The following is a 26,472-nucleotide window of genomic DNA, read 5'->3' on the forward strand; positions in this document are numbered from 1 at the left end:
GGATCTCCCACCATTGGCTTTTTGTACTTAGTGAGTTTTTTCAAAGAATGAAAATTGAAAAAACGGTGGAGAATACATGAATCTGCTACTTATAGGCGTGTTACTGGCCATAATTGCGATCGCTTACCAAATTGGTCTCGCAAAAAGTCGTAACTTAGCAGGTAAGGGAAATAACTCAGCAATGTTGCATTCACGCCCAGGATATTATGGGGCATTGGTTGCGTTGTGGTGTGGTATCCCTGCTTTTTTAATTTTGATTGTTTGGAATATCGTTGAACCCAATATTTTGCGTCACATTGTTATGAACAATGTTCCTGCAAATGTATTAAGTGGTTTGGATGCTGCGGGTGTTGAAGTACTTCTAGATCGTGTACAGGCAATTGCATCAGGTTTTGGGGTAAGTGATCAAGCTGCGCCATATGAAATCGCGGCTGCACAACAATTGGCAAAGGTTGAAAGTATTGGTTCTTTTGCAAAATTAGCTGTGGTGATTTGTGCTGCCTTAGTCGGTTTAGTCTGGGCAAAAAAACGTGTACAAGGACAATACCGAGCACGAAACCAAGTTGAAAAAATCATCAATATTGGTTTGGCGTTGTGTTCGGGCGTGGCAATTCTGACAACCGTCGGTATTGTGATGTCGATGTTTACTGAAGCCATGCATTTCTTCCGTTTTGTCAGCCCAATGGATTTCTTCTTTGGTACTGAATGGAACCCAGGTTTTAGTACTTCAGGCAATGCGGAAGGCAGTTATGGTCTGCTCCCATTAATTTGGGGAACCTTGATGGTTAGTGGTATTGCACTACTGGTTGCAGTACCTTTAGGTCTCATGATTGCCATTTACTTGGCTGAATATGCTTCTTCAGGCTTCCGTTCTTGGGTAAAGCCAGCTATTGAAGTTCTCGCAGGTATTCCAACCATTGTTTATGGTGTATTTGCGATGATGATCATTGGTCCATTCTTTAGAATGCTCGGTGAACAAGTCGGCGTGAACATCAATGCGACCAGTGCGTTGACGGCTGGATTCGTGATGGGCATCATGATTATTCCATTCGTATCTTCACTTTCAGACGACATTATCACTCAGGTACCTCGTGCATTACGCGATGGTTCTTTGGGTTTAGGTGCAACCAAGTCTGAAACAATCCGAAAAGTAGTTTTGCCAGCAGCTTTACCTGGGATTACAGGGGCTTTCTTACTGGCAGTATCTCGTGCTGTTGGTGAAACCATGATTGTGGTTTTAGCCGCAGGTAATAGTCCATTACTTCATGCAAACCCACTCGAAGCAGTATCAACCGTAACAGTGACGATTGTGAAGCAATTAACAGGGGATACAGATTTTGCCAGCCCTCAAGCATTGGTTGCTTTTGCATTGGGTCTGACCTTATTTGTGATTACTTTGGGTCTGAACATTATTGCACTTTACATCGTGCGTAAATATCGCGAGCAATACGAATGAGCACATCGAATTCTTCTTCTATGGGTCAAACATTTGACTCGCAATCGGCTGCTGAATTGCGCGAAAAACGTAAAAAGATTATTGAAAACTCATTATCTAAACGTCACCGCAAGGAAAAAATCTTTCGTGGATTTGGCTTTGCAGCAGTAATCTCTGGCTTATTCTTCGTGGTTTTACTGTTTGGCAGTATTTTGGCGAAAGGTTTGCCTGCCTTCTGGCAAACCAGTATGTCAGTTCCAGTGTATTTTGACCCAACGATTGTGAATGCGGGTGCTAAACCTGTACAGCGTGCAGGAGAGTCTCCAGCACAGTTCCAAGAGCGTTATGTAGCTTGGCAAACTGAAATGGGAATGGTGGATTGGGATGCACTGATTGTGAATGGTCTGATTAAAAAAGATCCGTCACTGGCGGCTCAACGTGACGAACTTACCAGTATTTATACTGATTCAGAATCGTACCGTTTACGTGATATGGTGTTGGCTGATCCAACGTTAATTGGTAAAACAGAAGATATTAAGTTGTTAACTGATGCCAATGTCGATGTATGGTTGGCAGGGAACATTGACCGTAGTCTTCCTGATGAGCAACAGCAATTAAGCCCAGAAGTTCGTCAGTTGGCTGACTCTATGGAAGCTAAAGGTGTAATTGAAAATACCTTTAACACCAATATTTTCACTAATCCGGACTCACGTAGTGCACCAGCAACATCTGGTTTAGCAGGTGCATTTATGGGCTCGCTGTTCATGATGTTGATTGTGATTTTTATCTCAATTCCAATTGGGGTAGCATCAGCAATCTATCTTGAAGAATTTGCGCCAAAAAATCTCATTACCGATATTATTGAAGTGAACATTAACAACCTTGCGGCTGTTCCTTCGATTGTATTTGGTTTGTTGGGTGCAGCAATATTTATTGGCTGGATGCAGTTACCATTGTCTGCGCCATTGGTTGGTGGTTTGGTGTTAAGTTTAATGACTTTACCAACGGTAATTATTACCACACGCGCATCTTTAAAAGCAGTTCCGCCATCCATTCGCCAAGCTGCATTAGGTTTGGGTGCATCGCGCATTCAAACTGTATTCCATCATGTGCTTCCTTTAGCACTCCCAGGGATCATGACAGGTTCAATCATTGGTGTTGCACATGCACTGGGTGAAACTGCACCATTATTATTAATTGGAATGAGTGCCTTTGTTGCCAGTATTCCAAGTACACCATTAGATCAAGCCACAGCATTACCTGTACAAGTTTATTTATGGCAGGGTAATGAGTTGCGTAACTTCTTTGAAGGACGTACTGCGGCAGCCATTATCGTACTCCTTGCATTAATGATTGGATTAAACAGTCTTGCAATTTGGTTACGTAAGAAATTTGAAGTCCGCTGGTAATTGAGGGCAATATATGAATACCGTTGTAAATAACTCTTTAGAGCAGGACAAGTCAGTGAATCCACAACAGACTCAATTTACATCTCCTGAAGCTGATTCAAAGCGTCAAACGTCGTTTATTTCACAGTTTGATACGCAAGCATCTGCAAAAAAAGAAAATGAAACTGCCAAAGTAAAACTCAGCACTTCTGATGTTCATGTTTATTATGGCGATGCTGAAGCCATTAAAGGGATTGATTTAGAAATTTATCAAAATGAAGTGATTGCCTTTATTGGCCCTTCGGGTTGCGGTAAATCGACCTTTTTGCGTACTTTAAACCGTATGAATGACACCATTGATTCATGCCGTGTGACGGGTAAAGTTTTGTTGGATAATCAGGACATTTATGATCCAAATCTAGATGTGGTGTTACTGCGTGCGCAAGTAGGCATGGTCTTCCAAAAGCCAAATCCATTTCCAAAGTCTATTTTTGACAATGTTGCGTATGGTCCAAAACTGCATGGTTTGGCACGTGATAAATATGACTTGGAAGAAATTGTTGAAAACAGTTTGCGTAAAGCAGGTCTTTGGGATGAAGTTAAAGACCGTCTGAATCAACCAGGGACAGGTTTATCAGGTGGCCAGCAACAACGTTTATGTATTGCACGTACTATTGCTGTGAGTCCAGAAGTGATTTTGATGGATGAGCCATGTTCTGCACTTGATCCAATTGCGACCGCAAAAGTGGAAGAATTAATTTCCGAGCTTTCTACACAGTACACCATTGCAATCGTGACACACTCAATGCAACAAGCGGCACGTGTTTCAGACCGTACCGCTTACTTCCACTTGGGTGATTTGATTGAAGTGAACTCGACTGAAAAAGTATTCACGCAACCTGATCATCAGCTTACTGAAGCATATATTACAGGTCGTTTTGGTTAATCAGATCTACTTGTATCTAACCGCAAATTTTAATTTGCGGTTTTTTTTGCCTGCAAAATTTTCTTGATTTAAATGAAGAAAGTGAATGATTACAAGGCAATTTTTTATCTCTATATTATTGCAAAAACGATATTGAATTTTTGCAATAAAAGCCCCATCTTATAGTCAATCTAAACAAAATTGAGAATTACTTACATATGTTATTTCAATTGCCGAAGTTGCCTGCGGAAATACGAGTTAGTCACTTAAATGCACGCGTAAATGAACAAAGAAAAAAAATTGCGCAAACGACTGCTTCAAAATTAGAGCTTTTACAACTGACACAACAATTGGCCAAAGAAGCACGCGCGCGTAAAAAGAACAATCAAAAAATCTATGTATTGGACTTTAAAGGCGATACTGCAGCATCTGCTGTAGATAATATTCGTGAAGAAATCACTCTTATTTTAGCGACTGCTAAGGCAGGTCGTGACCGTGTTGTTGTTCGTTTAGAAAGCCCTGGTGGCATGGTACATGGTTATGGCCTAGCTGCTGCACAGTTGGTGCGTTTACGTGATGCAGGTTTTCATTTAACCATTTGTGTCGATAAAGTTGCAGCAAGCGGTGGTTACATGATGGCATGTATTGCCAGTGAGATTATTGCTGCACCATTTGCGGTGGTTGGTTCTATCGGTGTGGTTGCACAAGTACCCAACTTTAACCGTTTGCTAAAAGAACATCATGTTGATTTTGAGTTGTACACTGCGGGACAATTTAAACGCACAGTGACTATGTTTGGTGAAAATACCCCTGAAGGTAAAGCAAAATTTGAAGAAGAGTTGCAACAAACCCATGAGCTATTTAAGCACTTTGTCGAAAAATACCGTCCGCAGTTAAATGTTGAAAAGGTAGCGACAGGCGAACACTGGTACGGGCGTGATGCGCTAGATTTGAATTTGGTCGATAAGCTACAGACTTCAGATGAATACCTATTGAGCTTGTTACCACAACATGATGTTTATGTGATTCAAACTCGTCGTAAACCAACTTTAGGTGAAAAAATTGGCTTACAGGCAGCACAAATTGCAGACCAATTGGTTCCAACTGTGATGCATAAAGTAATGGAAAGTCTAAGTAAGGCAAATGCGAATTTGGTGCAAATGCGCGATCCTAAGCTTTAATTTTAATGCATAAAATGATGAAATTTTAAAATGCCCTTTATGGGCATTTTTTTCTGCTGAATTTTAATTTTCAAATCAACTTGTATTAGTATGAAGCCTTTATAAATTCATAATGAGAAGTTGTGATATGAATCGCACCATCACAATAACCCCAAATGCTAAGATTGACTGAGTGCTTCTTTAACTTACAGTTATTTGGCAGTTGCTCATCTTTCGAATTATCCGAATCGTATTTTTGTCCTGTGTAATATTTATTTTTTAGATGTGGAATTTGCGTTAAGAGCAGGGTAGATCAAGTACAAAATTCCATAAATCAAAGAGCCTATTGTCGCTAACAGCATGTCCATATGAGCATCCCAGATATCGCCTTGCTGTCCATTATAGTTTTCCGCATCTTCTGGAGAAAGTTGAATGGCAATTAACCATTCGACCCATTCATAAATCAGGCTGGTTGCCATCACAAACTGGATCACCAAAAGGAAAAGTACATAAGGTTTGAGACTAGGTAACCAAACCTGAAACACACGATAGAAAAAAGGATAGAGGAGCAGTCCATAGACTAAATGTACCCATCGATCGTACATATTGCGTGTCCAGCCCATGGTTTGATTTAAATCAAAATGAAAAACTTGCTGGAACCATTCATTATAGGGCACATAGGAATATAAATAATGTGCACCGACAATGTGAATGAACAGGAAACCCAAGTATAGGCTAAAAGTAAGAAAACTCAGTCCGATCTTTTTCATCATAATGAACAGAACAATAAGCATAAAAATTGTTCCTGCTTGATGAAGTAAATATGATTCGAATTCTAGAGGGTGAATACTGGTAATTAAAATTGTAGTAGCAATAAACGCTAAGCAAAGCCAGTGTTTAAAAGTCAGTTGGTATTCAATCATGTTGTTATATTCATATCTGTTATCAAGCAGGGCACAAAAAAGCGAAGCCTAAGCTTCGCTTTTTAAATTAACAGCAAATTAGATTTTAGCAATTAAATCTTTAATTTGTTTTGCTTGTTCAGCAGCATTACCTGTGTAACTTGCAGGTGTCATTTCAGCTAAACGTGCACGATCGGCTGCGGGTACAGCTTCAAGTTCATTACCATTGACGAAGTCAATCATCATCTCACGTGTCATAGCTTGACCGCGTGTAAGGGCTTTCAATTTTTCGTATGGCTTTTCTACGTTATAACGACGCATAACCGTTTGAATTGGTTCAGCAAGTACTTCTTGAGCGTTGTCTAGGTCTTCAAGAATACGCGCAGCATTGAGTTCAAGTTTACCAATACCTTTTAAGCATGCTTCAAATGCGATTAAGCTTTGAGCAAAACCAACACCCATGTTACGAAGAACAGTTGAGTCTGTAAGGTCACGCTGCCAGCGAGAGATTGGTAATTTTTCACCTAAGTGTGCCAATACAGCATTCGCAAGACCTAAGTTACCTTCAGAGTTTTCGAAGTCAATTGGATTCACTTTGTGTGGCATCGTTGAAGAACCGACTTCACCATCTTTAAGTTTTTGTTTGAAGAAACCTAAAGAAATATAACCCCATACATCGCGGTTAAAATCGATCAAAATCGTGTTGTAACGACGTAAAGCATCAAAAAGTTCCGCCATGTAGTCATGTGGTTCAATTTGCGTGGTGTACGGGTTAAAGTCTAAACCTAAAGATTCAACAAATGCTTGGGAATGTGCAGGCCAGTTAATGTTTGGGTAAGCTGATAAATGTGCATTGTAGTTACCCACAGCACCATTAATTTTGCCCAGTAATTCCACATTTTGGAATTGCTTGATTTGGCGCGCTAAACGGTAAGCTACGTTTGCCATTTCTTTACCCAAAGTTGTTGGGCTTGCAGTTTGACCGTGTGTACGAGAAAGCATTGGTTGTTCAGCGTGTTTCTCAGCCAACACCACAATTGCATCAATAATTTGTTGCATAGAATCAACCAATACATCACGACCATTTTTCAACATTAATGCATGAGACAAGTTGTTGATGTCTTCAGATGTACATGCAAAGTGAATAAATTCACCCGCATTTTTAAGTTCATCAATATTGGCAATTTTTTCTTTTAAGAAATATTCAACCGCTTTTACGTCATGGTTGGTTGTACGTTCAATTTCTTTAATGCGGTTTGCATCTTCTTCAGAAAATTGAGCAACGATAGCATCTAAAGCTGCATTTGTTTCAGCCGTAAATGCTGGAACTTCAACAATTTCAGGGTGGTTCGCAAGCGCTTGCAACCAGCGCACTTCAACAGTCACACGAGCATGGATTAAACCAAACTCAGAGAGGAAAGGACGCAAAGCATCACATTTGCTAGCGTAACGTCCATCTAATGGAGAAAGTGCAGTTAAAGCGTTCATGGTGATTCCTTAAACTTTGGAATAAAACGTAAAACGAAAATTTCGTACAGCATTCATTAGGTCAAACCACCTGATACTGTAAACGAGCGAGATCTTGAATATCTTGAAGCAATTTTCGTTTGCTAAAAATCATGCTCCAAGAGCTTCCTCCAAGCTGACGCCACAAATGTGCCATTTGTAGACCAGTAAAGAGGGCAGCACGAATTCGATTGGTGTGCGCTGTATCCTTAAAGGCTTCTGCATTGCCACGTACCATAATGCGAGGATTAATTTGTCCTGCGGTATCGACATAGGTTTGGGCTAAGTTTGCAAGAATGCTCGGATGCGTATAGTTATTGTCGAAAAAAGAGAGTTGTTTCAGAATCTTTTGCTGGGATTTTTCAATAATTTCTACAAACTTTGGATTGCTATAGACCTTTTTTTCTAATTGTAATAATGCCATAGCATAGGACATTGGAAGCTTAGCATTTGAAAGTTTGGGTAAGCGGGATTTTGGTGCAGGATTAAATGGCTGGGTAATACTACTTTCTAAGGTTTTTAAACCAAGCGAAATATCAGCAAGTTGGTTGAAAAAATCCAAGGTTTGGCAGGATTGATTGGAGGTCGGACGAATATTCAAGCTGGCTTTAATGAGCTGCTCTAAATAGAAATTCCCGCTATCTCCGATGCTCTGTCGCCCAGAAATAGCGGTCATATGGGTGAGTTGTGTTGCCTGAAACACAGCCGCAAGCGCCAATGCACGATTTTGACGTTGACTTAAAGTTTGAGGCTGTTGAAACGGTAACTCAACCATACCGAACAATCCTTTTATGCAATAAAATCTGGCTTAGGCGCATTGGTATGATGAATGACACCACCACCTAAACAAATATCATCTAAATAAAACACGACACTCTGACCTGGAGTAACAGCACGTTGTGATTCATCAAATTCAACCCGAACACCGTTTGGCATCGTGTCATCTTTATATAATACGCAAGCTTGGTCAGGTTGGCGATAACGGGTCTTAGCTGTACAGCGGAAACCTGTAGCAGGGATGTCTTGTTCACCTGCAACCCAGTCAATCGCTTCACTCCAAAGCATCGTACTTTGCATTAATGGGTGATCATGACCTTGACCGACGACAAGGCGGTTATGTTCAATATCTTTGTGTAAGACGAACCAAGCACCTTCTTCAGCACCTTTCATACCGCCAATGCCAATGCCACCACGCTGACCGAGCGTATAGTACATTAAGCCGTGATGATCACCAACCTCTTTCCCATTATCCAGCACAATTTTTCCAGGCTGAGCAGGCAGGTATTGTTTCAAGAAGTCATTAAATCGACGTTCTCCAATAAAACAAATGCCAGTTGAGTCTTTTTTCTTCGCAGTGACTAAACCTAGCTCTTCTGCAATGCGGCGAACTTCAGGTTTTTCAATTTTACCTACAGGGAACAAGGTTTTATTAATTTCACGACCATGTACGGCATGTAAGAAATAAGTCTGATCTTTATTTTGATCTAAACCACGCAATAAAGGCGCATATTCTTCACCACGAGAGTTGGTCATGGTTTCACCACGACGGCAATAATGACCTGTAGCAATAAAGTCGGCGCCTAAATTCACCGCATGGTCGAGAAAGGCGCGAAATTTAATTTCTTTATTGCATAAAATGTCTGGGTTTGGGGTACGACCAGCAGCATATTCAGCGAGGAAGTGTTCAAACACACGATCCCAATATTCCATCGCAAAATTTGCGGTATGTAATTTAATCCCAATTTTATCGCAAACGGCTTGTGCATCGGCAAGGTCTTCCATTGCCGTACAGTATTCCGTGCCGTCATCTTCTTCCCAGTTCTTCATGAAAAGTCCTTCAACTTGATATCCTTGTTGAAGAAGAAGTGCTGCAGATACAGAAGAGTCTACACCACCAGACATACCGACGATGACACGTTGTTGCATAGGATTAAGCATCCAGATTTGAGATAAGAGGAGAGTTTTGGTGCTCATAAACGAGCGATAAAGGGTATTTTTGCCCAGCGAGCGCATCTTTGACCGCTTTAATGACTAAAGGGCTACGTGCGCGAGCAGTTTCTTGAAGTTCATCTAGGGTCATCCATTTTGGACCAACAATACCTTGATCGAGTTCAGCTTCAGGAAAATACTCTAGAACATGTGCTAAAAAACAAAATCTAAAATAAGTACGATCAGGGAACATAGGCGGAGTGTAAGTATAAATGCCTAGTAGAGCATCTACTTCAACCGCATGACCTGTTTCTTCCATGGTTTCACGAACCGCCGCTTGAATAATGCTTTCACCACATTCAACATGCCCAGCAGGTTGGTTAAACACCGTATGTGTAATACCTTCGCTGTGTTCTTCGACAAACAAAAACTTTCCGTCTTTTTCAACGACAGTAGCTACAGTGACATGAGCTGCCCAAGCGGTCATAAAAAAGTACCATGGAATAAAAGGGGTATTCTACAAAATTTAGAAGGCGGTGGCTATGTTGACAGGCAGTTTTCTTTGGGGGAATCAATCCGCTGTTGTTTTGGTCATTCAGTTTTATTTCTTAAGCTCCCACTAACTTGTGAAATGGTATTAGGGTATGGTGTTATTTTGAAAAGATCTAACGATATATCAAGCCTAATTACGCTTTGAATTGACGGTTTTTGTTTAGATCTGCTGTTCTACAGAGAAATCTATGATATGTTGGTTTAGTTCTAATTTTAATCATATCAAAAATGAAAAAAGCTTTTCCTAATATCTCATTCACGATGACCACAACCTTCTTGCAAGGCTGTGTGTAAATTTTAGAACGTCCCTTACAATTCTATAATCTAACCCTCAGCCAATAATGGCTAGGGTAATGCTCTGTTCATTATTGGTAAGAACGGAGCTCTAAATGTCTAATTTAATTGCACGTAAAGCACTAATTATAGTTGATATGCAAAACGGTTTATTCAAACAAGCTATTGCACCATTCAATAATAATCATGTACTGAATAATATTAATCTTCTGATAGAAAAAGCAGACCTATCTCAGGTGCCTGTAATTTATATGCGTCATGTTGGCTTAGCTCACACGCCTTTAAGTCCAGAAAGCCCAATGACTCAGTTAATTAGTGAACTTAAAATGGGCAATCATTACCATATTTTAGAAAAGCAGTACCCAAATTGTTTCAGAGAAACAAACTTACATAAAATTTTGACTGAGCTTAAGGTCGAAGAGTTGGTAATTGTCGGAATGAAAACAGAGTATTGTATTGATACAACTGTACGAGCTGCGGCTGATTTGGGTTTTAATGTAAGCCTTATTTCGGATGCACATACAACTATTGATTCTGAGCAACTCTCAGCTCAGCAAATTATAATGCACCATAACTCAACGTTGAATGGAGCTTTCGCTAAACTTACTACAAGTGCTGAGTTTAATTTCTAAGCTTAAGAAGCGAATCTATACCACGTATGGTCACGTAATATTACTTAATAAATGAGACATTAAAAAATAGCCCCAAACTAAGGGGCTATTTAAAATAAAATTTATACAGAATATTAATCTTTTTCTCGGTAATTATTTGCCACTTTCACATAGTGTCGTGCAGAGTAAGTTAAAAACTCTTTTTCTTTATCGGTTAAAGGACGTGATTTTTGCACTGGGCTACCGACATAGAGATATCCACTTTCTAGACGTTTACGTGGTGGAACTAAACTACCCGCACCAATCATCACGTCATCTTCGATAATCACATCGTCTAAAATGATACTGTTGATTCCGACCAATACACGATTGCCAATCGTACAGCCATGTAAAGTGACATGATGTCCAATTGTGACATCTTCACCAATAATAAGGGGAGAACCATTCGGTTTAGCATCATTTTTATGGCTAACATGTAGCATGCAATGATCTTGCACATTACTGTATTTGCCAATGCGAATACTATTTACATCACCACGAATCACAGCGAAAGGCCATACGGAAACATGATCTGCCAGTATGACGTCTCCAATCACAATAGAGGCATCATCAACATAGCAGCTTGCATCAATCTTCGGTTTGCTATCTAAATAAGGACGGATATTTTTTTTCATGTTCATACAGCATCATTCAGCAATTTATATCTGAGTATAAAAGAAAAAAGCATCCGTATTTGCATACGAATGCTTTAACTTTAGTTTAAGTTGTTAAATCTTAAAATAAGTTTGCGAAGAATTGTTTGATATGATCGATTAAACGTGCAAAGAATCCAGCTTCTTCAACCGCTTGTAATGCAACCAATGGTTTTTCTGAAATCACTTTGCCATCTAAGCTTGCAACGTACTTACCAACCACTTGACCCTTTTGTAAAGGAGCTGTCAGTTTAGGTTGAACCACAAGTTGTGTTTTAATTGCGTCTGCTTTGCCTTTAGGCATGGTTACGTTGAAGTTTTCAGCTAAGCCAATTTGAACTTCGTTTTCTTTACCAAAGTAAACTTTTGCTTTAGCTAAAACTTGGTTTGCAGGCTGTACTTTTACGGTTTCAAAGTTTGCAAAGCCCCAAGCCAGTAAGCTGCGTGTTTGTGTTGCACGCTCTTGTATGGTTGGCGTACCAAATACAACAGAGATCAAACGCATTGGACCACGTTTTGATGAAGTGGTTACGCAGTAACCTGCTTCTTCAGTATGACCTGTTTTTAAACCGTCTACACTAGGGTCTGTATAAAGCAAGGCATTACGGTTGCCTTGTTTAATCCCATTATAGGTAAATTCTTTTTCAGAATAGATTGGATAATATTTTGAACTGTCATGAATGATATGCTGCGCAAGCGTTGCCATATCTTTTGCAGTTGAGTAATGGCCATCTGCTGGCATACCAGTCGAGTTGATGAAGTGGGTATTGGTCATGCCCATACGTTTCGCTTCTTCATTCATCATGTAAGCGAAAGTACCTTCATTTCCAGCAATGTGTTCAGCCATTGCTTTAGATGCATCATTACCCGATTGAATAATAATACCACGCAACATTTCTAAGGCAGTCGCAGTACCATTTAAAGGAACATACATACATGATTCTGTGCTACTACCACGACACCATGCAGATTCGTTCATACGAACTTTTTCATCTTCAGTGAGCTCGCCCTTCAACAGTTTTTGTTCAATGATGTAACTGGTCATCATTTTTGTCATTGAAGCAGGTGCTAACTTTTCATTTTCATTTTTCGCTGCGAGGATTTGCCCTGTCTCATAGTCCATCAAAACATAAGATTTATTATTGAGTTCTGGCGGCGTAGATAAGACAGTTGCTGCGAAAGAGAAACTTGGTAATAGTAATGTTGCAGCAAGGGCGCTTTTACGGATCATTTCTAGCGGGTTCCAATATCTTGATGTAAGCACAAAGAACTTAGCATTCTAGGACAAAGCATAGCCGACTTCTACCTATGAAATCGGCTTATTTCAAAAGTATTGTAACCAATTTGTTTCAATTGCTATAGGTGGTCAATTCTTGACAGATTTCTTTATTTTTATCATCGCCCGCAGTTTTAGCATCAGATTTTGCCTCAGCTAAAATTGGTTTAAATTTTTTATTTTTACTTAATTCAGCCAAAGCAGAAACAGCATCTTTTTCTTCAGGAAGATGTTCCTGTGCTAGTTTGGCATAGCCTTGTTCGAAGCCATTTTTATTGTCAATTAGGCTCGGGCAGATTTCTGAAAGTACATAAATGGCAGCGAGTTCTTGTTGAGTAACTGTTTGGTTTGGTGTGACTTCAATATTTTCGTCTTTGCTTTCTTCAGCATGAGCGAAAGAAAAAGTAAAAGTGGTGAGTAAAGCTAAAGATGTTGTTTTTAAAGCGGCGAATTTCATAAACAATAAACTCAAAAGATCAATCTATTTGAGCTAAGGTTAAACAGATTATGTAGAAATGGAAGAGGGGAAATGTATATAAATGGTTGAAATAGTGAAGAAGTTGTGGACTTTGGAAAAGGCTGGCTTGAACTTACGAATAACTTGACTTGAAGTCATTCGTAAGCAATTTTAGCAATTACGCTTGATATTCAACAACATCCATACATACAGCTTGTTGTTCTTCTTTACTGGTTTCTTGGGCAGCTTTGCGTGTTTCTTGCAAAATAGATTTGTACTCTGGATCAGCTTGCAGTTGATCTAAAGTCATTGAGCCAGTGTAGTCTTTTAAATACATTTGCGTGAGTAATTTTACATTTGCATCTAATTTTGCATTTTTCCCAATAACTGCAGGGCAAACTTCAGCCATAATTTGGGTGGAAGCGATATCTTCTTTTACAATGCTATTTGCCTCTTCTGGGCTTAAACCATCATTTGCGTTAACTGCTTGAGTAAATAAAACTGCAAGACCAAATCCCAAAACACTACGAAATGATAAAGTTTTAATCATTGTAAGGCACTCATTTAGTGATAGATATTGAGCGCTAATATATATAATTTCACATATAATTCAATGAAATGTTCTAGTCAGTCACTTTTTAAAGCGAGTTTTTTGTGAATATTCTTATTGCCAATGATGATGGTGTTTTTGCGCCAGGGATACAAGCTTTAGCACATGCGTTAAAACCATTAGGTCGTGTGGTGATTGTGGCACCTGAAAGTGAACGAAGTGGTTTTTCCAGTGCTTTAACTTTAGATCGACCGCTGCGACCAATCTCAATTGCGCCAGATGTTTGGGCGGTGAATGGCACACCCGCAGATTGTGTGTATCTCTCCATGAATGGACTCTTCGACTTTGAATTTGATTTGGTGGTCAGTGGCATTAATAGCGGTGCCAACCTTGGTGATGACGTGCTGTATTCAGGAACAGTTGGTGCAGCATTTGAAGGGCGTTTAATGAAACAGCCTGCAATCGCAGTTTCTTTAGCAGGAAGCAATGTACGTGGTTATGAGCATCCAGAAGATTATGCAGTTGCGGCACAATGGGTACACGACTTCATTCAGGCAGGTTTGCCAGAGTTACCACCGCGTCATATTTTGAATATTAATATTCCTGATGTTGCTGAGCTGCAAGGTCAGAAAATTACCTATCAAGGTCGCCGCTATCAATCCAAACCGATTACTAGTCATGTCGATCCACGTGGTCGCCAAGTATATTGGATTGGTTTGTCGGGAGAGGCGGTGGCTGAACCAAAACAAGGAATTGCGGGGATTGAGTCAGATTTCTTTGCTGTTGCAAATGGTTTTGTCAGTATTACACCCATTCAAATGGATGCGACCAATTATGAAATTTTACAGAACTTACATGAACAGTATCGCTAAAGCATCAAAAGTCTTGTAAATGTTGTAACTTTGTGAAAAAGTCCGTGAATGCGGATTTTTTCAAAATATTTTTGCTACTCTTACGCGCATGAAAACCAATAACGACATATATAGAGAGGAAGATAAATGCCTGCGATGTCGCAAAATCGGATCTTTGCTACGCCAACAGCATTGTTGAAAACCCTAGTCATCTCAACAGCTATTGTTACCACTGTTATTTTAAGTGGATGTGCATCCAAACCTCAAATTAATAATCCGACCCGTTACGCGACGGCTCCCGACTATTATACTGTACGCTCTGGCGATACCTTGAGTGGAATTGCGGCACGTTACGGACTAAGTTATGTCAGCATTGCTGATATGAATGATATTGCACCGCCGTATCGTATTTATGTAGGACAGTCACTTAAGTTGAAAGGCTCGGGTAATAGCCGTCGTACTACAACGACACAGGCAGTTACACAAACTGCTCCGATTCAACGTCAGGCAATTACTTTACCAACCACGCCAGCAGTCACGACAACACCTTCGACCAGCTCTGTACCTGTAACTCCAACGCCAGTAACTTCTTTACGTTGGGTTAAACCATCGAATGGCGCAGTCATTGAAAACTTCAATTTAGCCAATAATGTGAAAGGTATTCGTTATAGTGGTAATGTGGGTGATCCAGTGTATGCCGCAGCAAATGGTCAAGTGGTCTATGCTGCTGATGGGCTGAAAGAATATGGTAATTTAATCTTAGTTAAGCATATTGATGGTTATATTACGGCTTATGCACATAACAGTAAGATGATTGTGAAAAGCGGAGAAAATGTAACGGCTGGTCAAAAAATTGCAGAGATGGGTTCATCTGGTGCAAGCCGTACCATGCTTGAGTTTCAGGTACGTTTAAATGGTAAGCCAATCAATCCGACTAATGTTTTACCAATAAATTAAATTAAGATCATTACAACTTTAAAATTTCACCGTATAATCCAATGAGTTGCTTTTATCGAAAGGTAGGAGCATCTCATAAGTTTAGAGGGAAATTTATGTTAGATCAACTACGAGCAATGGGAGTGTTTGCTTGTGTTGTGGAAAAATGTTCGTTTAGCGGAGCCGCACGAGAGTTAGGAATTACTACAAGTGCTGTAAGCCAACAGATTCGTTCTTTAGAACACGAGATGGAAGTGATCCTTCTACATCGTTCGACACGGAAATTGAGTTTGACTGAAGCTGGACAAGCTTTTTTTCATAGCTGCCAAGAGATGCTAGCTGCTGCAGAGCGTGGGAAGATTCGTATTAACGAATTACGCGATGACCTAGTTGGGGAGTTGCGTATTGCGACAACTCCAGAGTTAGGTGCAAATCACGTTATTCCTGCATTATCACATTGGATGTCGGCCCATCGAGGTTTAGCTGTTCATTTGGAAGCGGACAATCATTATATTGATTTGATTGAAGGTCGAATTGATATTGCGTTACGCATGAGTCCGAAAATTGAAGATCATAGTTTACACGCGGTTCCACTGGCCCGCGTTGAACAAGTGTTAGTTGCTTCACCAAGTTATTTAAATCAGACGGCACCAATTTCGCGTCCTGAAGATCTAAAGAATCATGATCTGATTCCCGTTAACTTAATGAAAAACTATGAAAGTTTTGCTTTCCAACATGGCATGTCTGGTGAATCTGTGAGTATTGAAATGAACTCGCGTTTGACCACCAATAATGTGTTGGTTGCCAAGTCTTTATGTCTACAAGGACATGGAATTTCTCGAATTTTATATCTTGATGTTCAAAAAGATTTAGTCAATGGTGCATTGGTAGAAGTATTACCAGAGTGGAAATTACCTAATTTCTATTTATATGCAATTACATCGAAACGTGAACAACAGCCGATGAAAATTCACCGCTGTTTAGATGCATTGAAACAATATTTTTGCCAATTACCCGGTGGCAGAATTTATCAAGAAGCTTCATAAAAAGCTGAAATAAAAAAGCCGCTATACGCGGCTTTTTTTGTTAAGCGATGTAATATGTATTACATCGCTTTGTATTTAAACAAGGTAAGCTTGAATCATAGTAACTAGACGTTGAATCAATTGATCTGCTTGCTCTTGCGTGATGTTTAACGGTGGTAATAAACGAACCACTGAACCTGCAGTTACATTAATAATTAACTGATGTTGATCACGTGCAATATGAACTAATTCTGCACATGGTTTAGGTAATTCGATACCAATCATCAAACCAAAACCACGTACTGCTACTTTTTGATCAGAAAGCTGTTGTGCTAATTGTTGCACAATGTAGCTGCCCATATTCGCTGCATTTTCAATTAAGTTTTCTTTCTCGATCACATCGATAACCGTGTAAACTACACGCGAACCTAGAGCAGTACCGCTATAAGTTGAACCGTGGTTTCCAGCAGTGAGCACGCCTACACCACGACCTTGGGTCATCACAGCACCAATCGGGAAGCCATTCCCCAGACCTTTAGCTGTGGTAAGTACGTCTGGCACAATATTGGTGTGTTGATAAGCAAAATATTTACCTGTACGACCATTACCGGTTTGAACTTCATCAAGCATCATTAACCAATTGTGTTGATTACAGATGCGACGAATATCTTCTAAATAACTAAAGCCTTGCGGTGCAGTATTTACACCACCTTCACCTTGAATCGGTTCAACCAGAATAGCCACGATATCTGGATGTTGAATTGCAGCTTCTTCAATGGCTTCGATGTCACCAAAAGGTACGCGAATAAAACCTTCAACCAAAGGTCCAAAGCCTTCTTGGACTTTCTTATTGCCTGTAGCAGATAAAGTCGCTAAGGTACGCCCATGAAATGAATGATCTGCGACAATAATTTTAGGCGTTGCAATACCTTGTAAGTGTCCGAATTTACGCGCAATTTTGATTGCGCCTTCATTCGATTCTGCGCCACTGTTCGAGAAAAATACTTCTTCCATGCCAGCAACTTGTGCAAGTTTTTGTGCAGCAGCAGTTTGCCAAGGGACTTCAAATAAGTTGCTGGTATGAATAAGCGTGCCCGCTTGTTCTGCAATAGCTTGGGTCACTTCAGGATGCGAGTGTCCTAAACCACAAACTGCAATCCCTGTTAAGGCATCTAAATATTCAGTTCCATCCGCAGTGTATAAATACGCTCCTCGGCCTCGGACAAAGCTGATCGGCTGACGGCCAAACACAGGCATCAAATGAGATGGTTGATCAGTTTGTATAGGGGCTTGAGTAAAGGTATTCATAACTAACTCGTATTTGAAAAGAAATAATAGACTTCACTAGCATCGGTTTACCGAAAGTAGGGGGATGTTAGTGGATTGATTTTACAATTCTGGACAGAACTGAAAAACAAACCCTATATAAGCAAAATCTCATCTAGAATTAAAGCCTGAATGTAAATAAAACTGGAAATATTGCTTTAAGCATACTGTTTTGTTGTGTTTTGGGTATAATGCAAGGCAGATTAGTTGAGGATTCATCAATGACTGAACAAACACGCGATACAGAAGCGTTAATTCGTGACCAGATTGCTAAACACGCAGTTCTTCTTTATATGAAAGGCACTCCGCAATTTCCACAGTGTGGTTTTTCTGCTCGTGCTGTAGAAGCACTCAGTCAAATTGGTCGTCCGTTTGCTTACGTTAATATTCTAGAAAATCCAGATATTCGTGCAACATTACCGCGTATTGCAAACTGGCCGACATTCCCACAATTGTGGATTAACGGTGAGTTGATCGGTGGTAGCGATATCATGCTTGATATGTTCCAAAAAGGTGAATTAAAGCCTTTAGTTGAACAATACAGTCCAGCACCAGAAGCATAATTTGTTTCTGCTGTAAGTAAAAAAGCCAACATCATGTTGGCTTTTTTTTATGCTTGAAAATTAAAACTGATATTGGAGCTTAAGCCATTTTTAAATGAGCTGGCAAAGCTGGAAGTTTCTGGTCTCGTCCTACCATATAGGTGTATTGGGCAAGGCTGAACATTTCGAGATCTTCTTCACTATTGCCATAAGCGTAAATGCTTGCATATTCAGCCACAGAGTATTGCTGAGAAATACGGTTTTTCTTTTCAATTCGACTACAGTCGGCAGATTGATAATATCCTGTAAGTCGACCATCTCGAATTTCAGTTTCAGTACAAATAAGATCAATCGACAATAATTGGCATAATGGTTTTAGATATAAATCGACTGATGCTGAAACCAAAACCACGTCATGTCCAAGTGCTTGATGTTGGCGCAATTGCTCAATAAATTTAGGGTCTAATTCGTGCATCAGTTGATGTGCATATTCTTCAGCAATTTGTAGAATTTCAGCATAATCAATGTCTTTAAACATGCCATAAAACAGTTTTGGTCGCATGGCGTGAGCAGGGTAGACATTTAAATAGTAGGCTTGAATCCATGGTAGGAGTTTCAAGCCTTGTTTGACGATATGTCTTTTGGATAGTGCAAAAAAAATAAAGCCAGTAAAGCTGTCTTTTTTGCACAAAGTGCCATCAAAATCGAATAATGCTAGATTTTTATGCGTTTCGCCCGTTGCATACATGTTTCATAACGTCCATTTACACGGCTGGCAAACCAGTTGGTATTGTAATCGCGACTTAATTTTGGTCCAGAAATGACGACTTGAGGCATCATGGCATAAAATGCCTTTTTACCCGTTTTTTCTTCATATAATTTAGTCACTGCGCGATAAGTCGCAGTTTCTTCAAAGTCTTTCTCTTTTTCTTTCTTTAAATCGCTGCGAATTTGGCGTGGTGTAACTAAAACATTATTTTGAGCAAATACATTGATTAACTCACGCTCTGATTCACTTTTTGCTGAACGTACAGACCCATCTTTATTATAAAGTAGAAGATCACCGTCAAGGCTAAGTTCAGCTTCGGTCAAGTCATTTAACATGCTTTGGAAAGCTGCATTGCGACTTGAATACATACCTGAGTTGTAATCAGCGAAACGGTAAATCGCCTTGTCATAATCCGCTGGATACATCATTAAACGGTGAATGCCGTAATATAGTCCACCGTATTGGCTGTATAGGTCTGTACGTAGCTCTGCAATACTGCCACCTTGACGTTTATGTGCTTTGGCATAGCCGATGTGAACCTGCATAGAACCCAAAGTCGTAATTGGGTTCATTTTTTCACCGACATCTTGTCCAACCAATTTGGCTGCGCCTGTAAGTGCGCTGACATGATAATGTTGCGACATGTAGTCGAATATTTCCCGATAAAGTTCGTCCAATTGGCGCTCAGTTTGTACGCGGCGCATTCGGCTTAAGTAATTATCTTCGGGACTAGGCTGGGTTTTTAAAACTTCTTCAAAATAACCAGCAACTGTCCCACCAATGTTTTCACCCAATTTATCGGTAAATTTTTCGGTGAGACGGTCTTGCACTTCTTTAACTGCTTTTTCACCCAAACCAGGCACTTTAGGATCGGCAACAAAGTTAGATTCTTGATCGACTACAGCCACAATACTGCAAATATTTTCTTTAGTTTGAGGAATACCTAACTGCTCGGTAATGTCAAAAATATCTTTGGCCCAAGAACTGCGCTCATTTACACGTGAAGGAATAAGACGATTAATTTGATCACTATTTAAAGTAGGCTCGTCATCTTTCCACCATGAGTGATCGCCGCAGGCAATAAGACTAAATGAGAGTGCTAATACACTTAATGGCTTTAGTGATTGAATTAGGGATACAGAAAAAGCAGTTTTTCTCATAGTCTCTGGACAATAGGTAAGGGGGTGAGCAAATAGAGCAGGTGCAGTATACTATGTTGCTGATTAAAAGTTATGAATATATATGTATATTGCCTCCTATCAACTGTCAAATAATTTAGTTGTTGCCTTTAAAAGATGGATGAGAAGGATGAAGGCTTTTAAATATTTTATTGAATTGCTGGCGGATTCTAAACATGAGGCGATATGAAACCTGATTGTAAACTTTAATCTTTCGTTGTTTTTGTGTTATTTTTGTGTAAATGCTATAATTTTAGCATTGATAATAATTTTTTAAAAAACTGCTTGTCATGATGCAACTACACGTATCCAACTTAACTATGAGCCTAGCTGACCAGGAGCTGAGCTCTATAGCGCGAATACCTGCGATGCAGCGTCGACGGTTATCATCACTTGCGAAACTCGCATTAAATAATGCTATCCACGTTTTAGATCTTGGAAAAGCTGATTATATTGTATGGGTGTCACAATGTGGCGATGAGGCGAAAACCCTCACTATTTTGCAAGATGTGCTGAATGATCAAACACCATCGCCGACCCAGTTTTCGACTTCAGTGCATAATGCAATTTCTGGGTTATATTCCATTTTATGTCAGGATGCCACTCCAGCAACCAGTTTAGCTGGTTCATGGAATGATGGTTTAATTGAAGCATATGCATGGTTAAAAACAGCCCCCAATGCACGCCAAGTCTTAGTGGTTTATTATGAAGAACCATTGCCTGATATTTATGTAGAACATCAAGCGTTTTCTGCTTTTTCGATGGCAGCTTTAGTTTCATTGCAGCCAGTCAATTTGATCGTGAATGCCAATACCCTGCTTGAAGCAGAAGTACATTTTAGACAGGCTTTGAAATTTTATGATTTCTGGCAAAACTCTGACCAGAGTCAATACGAAGCGTGGACCAAATGCTAAAAAAAATGCAAATAAAACAAACAGCCAATTATATCTGGCGTGTTGGCGCAACTGGATTGAGTTTTGCCAGTTTTGGTCTTGGTGGTGTAGCGATTGGTGCTTTGATTGCCCCAATGGTGAAGTTGAGTTCACAAGACTTGGATATTCGCACGCAGCGGACACAAAAGGTTATTAAGCATAGCTTTAAGGGTTTTACCGAAATGATGGTAAAACTCGGCATTATGACTTATGAAGTTGAGGGCTTAGAGAAACTACAACAAAGTCAACAAGAACTGGTGATTGCCAATCATCCGACACTGATCGATGTGGTGGTTTTAATTGGCTTGATGGGACGGGCGAACTGTGTCGTGAAACAGACGCTATGGTCAAACCCATTTACTAAAGGGCCTGTACAAAATGCAGGTTATGTTTTAAATGCTGGTTCTGAGCAGTTTATTCAGGATTGTGTGTCAAAATTACAACAAGATCATGCAGCATCTTTGCTCATTTTTCCTGAAGGAACGCGGACTGCCAAGGGTGAACAGTTGAATGATTTTCAACGTGGTGCAGCTAATATTGCGTTGCGTGCTGGAGTCCCAATTCGTCCCGTACTGATTACATGTACACCATCGACACTCACGAAAAACGAAAAATGGTATCATATTCCAGATCGTCCCTTTCATATTCAAGTGAAAGTACTGGATGCAATTCGTGTGGAAGACGTATTGGATGACGTAACAGTTAATCCCAAAAATGTGCGTCAATTAAATCAACAATTACAGTGGTTTTTTAACCAAGAGTTATCCGTAAATGAGTAATCTTGCTGATGAATTAAAGCAAATGATTATTGATGTCCTTGCCCTTGAAGACATCAGTATTGACGACATTGATACAGACGCACCTTTATTTGGTGATGGTTTGGGTTTGGACTCAATTGATGCTTTAGAATTAGGTTTAGCTTTGAAAAAGCGCTATGGCATACATTTGAATGCAGAGTCGACTGAAACTAAAGAATATTTTAAATCAATTCAAAGCTTAGTGGCTTTGGTTGAAATGCAACAAACGGCATAAGAGGTTGTAATGCTAACTCAAGAACAAGTACTCGAAAAGTTACGTGAATGGATGGATGAACTTTTTGAGATTGAACAAGACGATGTTCAGTTAAATTCAAATCTTGCATCTGATTTAGATGTAGATAGTATTGATGCCATCGATTTGGTTGTAAAAATTAAAGAATTGACAGGTAAGCAAGTAAATCCTGAAGACTTTAAGAATGTCCGTACAGTGCAAGATGTTGTGACTGTTATTCAGAACATGTCTGCTGCATGAGCAATATTTTAAAAGGGGTAGCAGTGGTCGGATTGATCCTCTATCCTTTTTTTGTGGCTTATGCTTTAGCACATGGACAGTATATTTGGGTTAGCGCCTTATTGATTGCACTGGGTGTTCTTCGTCTATTGAGCAAGGGTAATGCGTTGCTGTGGCCATTAACGAGTTTTGCCATTTTATGTGGTGGACTCAGTTTGATTTTAAAAGATCATGCATGGCTTAAGCTTTACCCTGTCTTTATGAGCCTTGGGGCACTGTTTATTTTTGCTAGTACCTTGATCCGACCACCATCGATGATTGAACGTTTTGCACGTTTGGTCGAGCCTGATTTGCCCAAAGAAGGGGTAGAGTGGACCCGTCAAGTCACTAAAGTCTGGTGTGGATTTTTCTGCATCAATGCAGTCATCGCGTTGATCACTGTTTTTTTTGCACCGATGAATATTTGGGTGTTGTATAACGGTCTGATTTCTTATGTCTTGATGGGTGGTTTGTTACTGGGTGAGTTCATCTTGCGCAAACGCCAGCAACGACTGCATCAGGCACAGAAATAACAGCGACTCCGAACTATAGCGATTAGAAATACGGTTTTAAAAATAAATTTTATGTCTTGTCATTTTCAACACCATATACATTCATCTCGTCCCTTGTGTATTCAGGGCGACTTAAGTCTGATTTCTTTCCAAGCCTTTTGGTCGGATGTGGCTGAGCAAGCTGAGCAAATTCAACACTTGAATCAAACTGTATGGGCGCTTTGGGAACAAGACAGTTATGAGTTTTTGGTGTTATTGTTTGCGGCCTTGCAGGCAGGTAAAGAAGTACTGTTGCCTCCGCATCGGGTCAGTGACTTAGAAAAAGAACTGGCTGAGCAGCAGATTTATTTTTTAAAACGTTTGCCGTCGACTGTGCCATCGACGTTCGAACTTCAATTTGATGCTGCCTTTTTCAATCAGGCACAGTTGTATTTCTATACTTCGGGCTCAACTGGGCAGCCGAAAAAGATTCCCCGCACTTTGCAACAACTGTTCAATGAAGTCTGTGGTTTAGAAGCTAGTTTTGATTTGCCTGAGCAGACGGTAGCCATTGCCACAGTGAGTCATCAACATATTTATGGTTTGTTGTTTAAGTTGTTGTGGCCCTTAGCCAGTGGACGCAGTTTCTATCAAAAACAACTGGCTTTCCCTGAGGATGTGGTTGATGTTCAAAATAAAATTACCCATTTACAGTTGCCTAGTTATGTGATTTCCAGCCCCGCTTTGCTGAAACGCTGGACCACAGATGTGGTATTGCAAGACTGTCATATGGTCTACTCCTCTGGTGGAAAGTTGGATGCTGGTGTGCGCCCTTTGCTGAACCGTCCGATCACCGAAGTGTTTGGTAGTTCTGAGACAGGTGGTATCGCTCACCGTCAGGCAGATAATGCACTATGGACACCTTTTGCTAATGTCGAAATTAACTGCGCCGAGCAGCAAGAGTTAGCCGTTAAAACCAACCATGCCTTTAGCATGGATTGGATTTTGACAGGTGATAAAGTTCAGCTCGTGGATGCAGATAATCACAAAAGTCCATTTCAGTTATTGGGGCGTTTGGACCGCATTGTCAAACTCGAAGAAAAGCGTTTAAGTCTCGATGCAATTGAAGCGAAAATCGCTGAGTTAGCTGAAATACAGCAGTGCCATGTTTTAATTCATGAAAAAGAACAACGTCAGATTTTGGCGGTGGTGGTTGTACTGACCGAGGATGCAAGGGGGTTGCTCATCGAAAAGGGCAAAGCTGCATTTACTGCACAACTGAAAAAACAACTACAACAGAAGTTGGAAAGTATCGCAATTCCGCGGCAGTGGCGTTTTTTAACGCAAATGCCACAAAATGCACAATCGAAGTTGAACAAACAGTATTTAAAATCGCTCTTTCAACCGATGACCTTGCCTGTGGTATTGACGCAGCAATCTCAGGATACGCAGATCAGTTATGCTTTAGAATTTATGCCTGAGTTAGAGTGTTTTAAAGGACATTTCCCGAACTTCCCAATTTATCCGGGCGTAGGACAAATAGGATTTATCCAGCATTTTGCCAAACAAAACTGGGCAGATTTACTGTGGTGTAATGGTTTTGAGCAGTTAAAATTCCAAGGGCTGATCCAACCCTATCAAACGGTAGAACTAGTGCTCAGCCGTAAAGCACATAAGATCAGTTTTGAGCTAAAAAACGATGACAAAATATTGGCATCAGGACGTTTGCTATTTGCTGTCCCTTCAGACGTTTAAGCCGAGAGACAAAATGAAACACTGCTTTGTGATTCCTGTGTATAACCATCCGCATTATTTGGCTGCGTTACTGTCGCATTTAAGCTCTTTTGAGTTACCGATTATTATGGTGAATGATGGCAGTGATACTGATTGTACAGCACTGTTACATCAGCTCGCGTATGACCACCCATTAGTCGATCTGGTTGAACATACATACAATCAGGGGAAGGGGCAGGCAGTGACCACTGGGCTAAAGCATGCTTATCAATGCGGTTATAGCCATGCCTTGCAATTAGATGCCGATGGACAACATGACTGGCAGGATGTGCAACGCTTTTTAGACACATCTATCCAACATCCTGAAGCCATGATTATTGGTCAGCCGATTTTTGATGCGACTGTTCCGAAAAAACGTCTCTATGGCCGTTATGCAACGCACATTTGGGTGTGGATTAACAGCCTGTCTTTTGACATTAAAGACAGCATGTGTGGCTTTCGTGTTTATCCTTTGGCACAGACGGTAAACATTTTAAATACAGCCAAGTTTCAACCGCGTATGGGCTTTGACTCGGAAATTTTGGTGCGTTTGAAATGGGACAATGTGCCGTTTATCAATCTACCCACGCATGTGATTTACCCTGAAGGCGGCATTTCACATTTCGATGTTTGGCGTGACAATCTGGGTATGGCGCGTGCGCATAGCCGCTTATTGGGTGGCATGCTGCTGCGTTTCCCCAAACTGATTTATCAGAAAGTCAAAGGCTAAGGCGGTCAGAGAAGCATATGCAGAAATGGAGCGCCGTGAAAGAGCGGGGCGGGATGTTGCCGCTGATGCTGATGCTGGGTTTCTACCGTTTGGGTGGGCGCTGGCTGTGCCGGGTCATCTTGTACTTTGTGATTTTATGGTACTGGCTCTTTTCCAATACCGCGCGTCAGGCTTCCCTGTTGTACTTAAAAAAACTTCATCATTTTGCAGGTGCACAGTCACCGTTTCAAGCTGAGCCGCAGCTTTGGCACAGCTATACGCATTTGATGCAATTTGGCGAATGTATTTTAGATAAAATTGAAGGTTGGCTTGGGCATATTCCTGAGCAGAACTTAAAGCTACATGGTCATGCGCACTTTCGTTCACACTATCAAAAAGGCGCGGTCATTGTGGTGTCACACTTTGGCAATATTGAATTACTGCGTGCAATTAAAGCAGAGCATTCGCAGAAAATTAATGTGTTGGTGTATCAAAAACATGCCACCAAGTTCAATGAGTTTTTAAAAAAACTGAATGAACATGCCGATGTTAATTTGGTTTCGGTGGATGAGCTAGGAATCGAAACAGCACTGATTTTACAGGATAAATTGGATCAGGGTGAATGGGTGATTGTGGCGGCAGACCGCGTACCTGTGCAGTCGGATCGGGTACAATCTGTTGCTTTTTTAGGCGAGCAGGCACTATGGCCGCAGGGCGCTTGGATTCTGGCCAGTTTATTAAAAGCCCCTGTGTTGGCGGTGTTTTGCTATCGAGTCGATACACATTTTGAAGTGCATATTCATCAAGTTGCGGAGCAGTTAAATTGGCCACGTAAAGAGCGTTTACAGGCCATGCAACAGACCACACGACAGTATGTGGAACTGCTGGAGCAGCATTGCATACGTGCGCCTTATCAATGGTTTAATTTTTATAATTTTTGGAATAAAGGATAAGT

The 26,472-nt window shown here is 40.4% G+C and carries 29 protein-coding genes; 17 read left to right on the forward strand and 12 right to left on the reverse strand.

What is annotated here, in order from left to right:
- The first annotated feature begins 76 nt into the window (after positions 1-76).
- The 4 genes from pstC (at position 77) to sohB (ending at position 4,929) form a co-directional block, all read left to right on the forward strand.
- Entirely contained in the window at positions 77-1,456 is a 1,380-nt protein-coding gene (gene pstC, locus MP622_RS02970) for a phosphate ABC transporter permease subunit PstC (protein ID WP_243792420.1), read from the forward strand.
- Entirely contained in the window at positions 1,453-2,844 is a 1,392-nt protein-coding gene (gene pstA, locus MP622_RS02975) for a phosphate ABC transporter permease PstA (RefSeq protein ID WP_243792422.1), read from the forward strand. The genes pstC and pstA overlap by 4 nt, the downstream gene beginning before the upstream one ends.
- 13 nt (positions 2,845-2,857) lie before the next feature.
- A complete protein-coding gene (gene pstB, locus MP622_RS02980) occupies positions 2,858-3,769 on the forward strand; it encodes a phosphate ABC transporter ATP-binding protein PstB (RefSeq protein ID WP_016166804.1) in 912 nt (303 codons plus the stop codon).
- 197 nt (positions 3,770-3,966) lie between these two features.
- Positions 3,967-4,929 (forward strand): protease SohB, encoded by a 963-nt coding sequence (gene sohB, locus MP622_RS02985; RefSeq protein WP_016166803.1) that lies wholly within the window; start codon positions 3,967-3,969, stop codon positions 4,927-4,929.
- A 251-nt stretch (positions 4,930-5,180) separates the two neighbouring features.
- Here the strand turns inward: sohB and MP622_RS02990 are convergent, their stop codons facing one another.
- The 5 genes from MP622_RS02990 to MP622_RS03010 all read right to left on the reverse strand — a co-directional run bounded on the left by MP622_RS02990 (position 5,181) and on the right by MP622_RS03010 (position 9,732).
- Complete coding sequence (locus tag MP622_RS02990; RefSeq protein ID WP_243792424.1) at positions 5,181-5,831, reverse strand: DUF2238 domain-containing protein; 651 nt, start codon at positions 5,829-5,831, stop codon at positions 5,181-5,183.
- A 78-nt stretch (positions 5,832-5,909) separates the two neighbouring features.
- Positions 5,910-7,298: an adenylosuccinate lyase gene (gene purB / locus MP622_RS02995; protein WP_243792426.1), complete on the reverse strand. Its 1,389-nt coding sequence runs from the start codon at positions 7,296-7,298 to the stop codon at positions 5,910-5,912.
- Positions 7,299-7,359: 61 nt separating this feature from the next.
- Complete coding sequence (gene hflD, locus MP622_RS03000; protein ID WP_016166800.1) at positions 7,360-8,091, reverse strand: high frequency lysogenization protein HflD; 732 nt, start codon at positions 8,089-8,091, stop codon at positions 7,360-7,362.
- A 14-nt stretch (positions 8,092-8,105) separates the two neighbouring features.
- On the reverse strand, positions 8,106-9,242 hold the full coding sequence (mnmA, locus tag MP622_RS03005) for a tRNA 2-thiouridine(34) synthase MnmA (protein WP_243792427.1): 1,137 nt from the start codon (positions 9,240-9,242) through the stop codon (positions 8,106-8,108).
- A gap of 4 nt (positions 9,243-9,246) precedes the next feature.
- Positions 9,247-9,732: an NUDIX hydrolase gene (locus tag MP622_RS03010; protein WP_044740265.1), complete on the reverse strand. Its 486-nt coding sequence runs from the start codon at positions 9,730-9,732 to the stop codon at positions 9,247-9,249.
- A 454-nt stretch (positions 9,733-10,186) separates the two neighbouring features.
- On the opposite strand from MP622_RS03010, the gene MP622_RS03015 reads away from it, so the two are divergent.
- On the forward strand, positions 10,187-10,723 hold the full coding sequence (locus MP622_RS03015; RefSeq protein ID WP_243792429.1) for an isochorismatase family protein: 537 nt from the start codon (positions 10,187-10,189) through the stop codon (positions 10,721-10,723).
- A 113-nt stretch (positions 10,724-10,836) separates the two neighbouring features.
- Here MP622_RS03015 and MP622_RS03020 read toward each other — a convergent pair whose 3' ends face one another.
- The 4 genes from MP622_RS03020 to MP622_RS03035 all read right to left on the reverse strand — a co-directional run bounded on the left by MP622_RS03020 (position 10,837) and on the right by MP622_RS03035 (position 13,677).
- On the reverse strand, positions 10,837-11,376 hold the full coding sequence (locus MP622_RS03020; RefSeq protein WP_243793441.1) for a gamma carbonic anhydrase family protein: 540 nt from the start codon (positions 11,374-11,376) through the stop codon (positions 10,837-10,839).
- 100 nt (positions 11,377-11,476) lie between these two features.
- On the reverse strand, positions 11,477-12,625 hold the full coding sequence (gene dacC / locus MP622_RS03025; RefSeq protein WP_016166794.1) for a D-alanyl-D-alanine carboxypeptidase PBP5/6: 1,149 nt from the start codon (positions 12,623-12,625) through the stop codon (positions 11,477-11,479).
- 118 nt (positions 12,626-12,743) lie between these two features.
- Positions 12,744-13,127, reverse strand: a complete 384-nt coding sequence (locus MP622_RS03030; RefSeq protein ID WP_016166793.1) for a hypothetical protein — start codon at positions 13,125-13,127, stop codon at positions 12,744-12,746.
- A 178-nt stretch (positions 13,128-13,305) separates the two neighbouring features.
- Positions 13,306-13,677 carry a hypothetical protein gene (locus MP622_RS03035; protein WP_016166792.1) on the reverse strand — a complete coding sequence of 124 codons (372 nt, stop codon included), beginning with the start codon at positions 13,675-13,677 and terminating at the stop codon, positions 13,306-13,308.
- Positions 13,678-13,781: 104 nt separating this feature from the next.
- Here MP622_RS03035 and surE point away from each other — a divergent pair, with 104 nt between their 5' ends.
- The 3 genes from surE to MP622_RS03050 all read left to right on the forward strand — a co-directional run bounded on the left by surE (position 13,782) and on the right by MP622_RS03050 (position 16,510).
- On the forward strand, positions 13,782-14,549 hold the full coding sequence (gene surE / locus MP622_RS03040) for a 5'/3'-nucleotidase SurE (protein WP_044740268.1): 768 nt from the start codon (positions 13,782-13,784) through the stop codon (positions 14,547-14,549).
- Positions 14,550-14,675: 126 nt separating this feature from the next.
- Positions 14,676-15,485 (forward strand): peptidoglycan DD-metalloendopeptidase family protein, encoded by an 810-nt coding sequence (locus MP622_RS03045; RefSeq protein ID WP_016166732.1) that lies wholly within the window; start codon positions 14,676-14,678, stop codon positions 15,483-15,485.
- Positions 15,486-15,580: 95 nt separating this feature from the next.
- Positions 15,581-16,510, forward strand: coding sequence for a LysR family transcriptional regulator (locus MP622_RS03050; protein ID WP_243792431.1), 930 nt, complete (start codon positions 15,581-15,583; stop codon positions 16,508-16,510).
- Positions 16,511-16,585: 75 nt separating this feature from the next.
- On the opposite strand, the gene MP622_RS03055 is transcribed toward MP622_RS03050, so the two are convergent.
- A complete protein-coding gene (locus MP622_RS03055) occupies positions 16,586-17,797 on the reverse strand; it encodes an aspartate aminotransferase family protein (protein WP_243792433.1) in 1,212 nt (403 codons plus the stop codon).
- A 239-nt stretch (positions 17,798-18,036) separates the two neighbouring features.
- Between MP622_RS03055 and grxD the strand changes: the two genes are divergently transcribed.
- Entirely contained in the window at positions 18,037-18,378 is a 342-nt protein-coding gene (grxD, locus tag MP622_RS03060; RefSeq protein ID WP_016166729.1) for a Grx4 family monothiol glutaredoxin, read from the forward strand.
- A gap of 79 nt (positions 18,379-18,457) precedes the next feature.
- Here grxD and MP622_RS03065 read toward each other — a convergent pair whose 3' ends face one another.
- Together MP622_RS03065 and MP622_RS03070 are read right to left on the reverse strand one after the other, a co-directional pair.
- Positions 18,458-19,105, reverse strand: a complete 648-nt coding sequence (locus tag MP622_RS03065; RefSeq protein WP_016166728.1) for an HAD-IB family hydrolase — start codon at positions 19,103-19,105, stop codon at positions 18,458-18,460.
- A complete protein-coding gene (locus MP622_RS03070) occupies positions 19,072-20,286 on the reverse strand; it encodes a DUF1615 domain-containing protein (protein WP_243792434.1) in 1,215 nt (404 codons plus the stop codon). Before MP622_RS03070 ends, MP622_RS03065 begins: the two co-directional genes overlap by 34 nt.
- A gap of 308 nt (positions 20,287-20,594) precedes the next feature.
- Here MP622_RS03070 and MP622_RS03075 point away from each other — a divergent pair, with 308 nt between their 5' ends.
- From MP622_RS03075 to MP622_RS03110, 8 genes are read left to right on the forward strand one after another with little or no spacing between them, the layout of a single operon-like run.
- On the forward strand, positions 20,595-21,218 hold the full coding sequence (locus MP622_RS03075; protein ID WP_016166726.1) for a beta-ketoacyl synthase chain length factor: 624 nt from the start codon (positions 20,595-20,597) through the stop codon (positions 21,216-21,218).
- Complete coding sequence (locus MP622_RS03080; RefSeq protein ID WP_016166725.1) at positions 21,212-22,015, forward strand: lysophospholipid acyltransferase family protein; 804 nt, start codon at positions 21,212-21,214, stop codon at positions 22,013-22,015. The genes MP622_RS03075 and MP622_RS03080 overlap by 7 nt, the downstream gene beginning before the upstream one ends.
- A complete protein-coding gene (locus MP622_RS03085; protein WP_016166724.1) occupies positions 22,008-22,268 on the forward strand; it encodes a phosphopantetheine-binding protein in 261 nt (86 codons plus the stop codon). Before MP622_RS03080 ends, MP622_RS03085 begins: the two co-directional genes overlap by 8 nt.
- A 9-nt stretch (positions 22,269-22,277) precedes the next feature.
- Complete coding sequence (locus MP622_RS03090; protein ID WP_016166723.1) at positions 22,278-22,526, forward strand: acyl carrier protein; 249 nt, start codon at positions 22,278-22,280, stop codon at positions 22,524-22,526.
- Positions 22,523-23,077: a septation protein IspZ gene (locus MP622_RS03095; protein ID WP_243792436.1), complete on the forward strand. Its 555-nt coding sequence runs from the start codon at positions 22,523-22,525 to the stop codon at positions 23,075-23,077. The genes MP622_RS03090 and MP622_RS03095 overlap by 4 nt, the downstream gene beginning before the upstream one ends.
- Before the next feature lie 51 nt (positions 23,078-23,128).
- The gene (locus MP622_RS03100; RefSeq protein ID WP_243792437.1) at positions 23,129-24,790 is read left to right on the forward strand and encodes an AMP-binding protein; all 1,662 of its coding nucleotides are present in this window, start codon (positions 23,129-23,131) and stop codon (positions 24,788-24,790) included.
- A 13-nt stretch (positions 24,791-24,803) separates the two neighbouring features.
- The gene (locus MP622_RS03105; RefSeq protein ID WP_044740276.1) at positions 24,804-25,538 is read left to right on the forward strand and encodes a glycosyltransferase family 2 protein; all 735 of its coding nucleotides are present in this window, start codon (positions 24,804-24,806) and stop codon (positions 25,536-25,538) included.
- A 17-nt stretch (positions 25,539-25,555) separates the two neighbouring features.
- Positions 25,556-26,470: an acyltransferase gene (locus MP622_RS03110; RefSeq protein ID WP_243792439.1), complete on the forward strand. Its 915-nt coding sequence runs from the start codon at positions 25,556-25,558 to the stop codon at positions 26,468-26,470.
- Positions 26,471-26,472: the final 2 nt, after the last annotated feature.

This window comes from Acinetobacter sp. PK01 (assembly GCF_022819285.1).
In the GTDB taxonomy this organism is placed as follows: domain Bacteria; phylum Pseudomonadota; class Gammaproteobacteria; order Pseudomonadales; family Moraxellaceae; genus Acinetobacter; species Acinetobacter tandoii.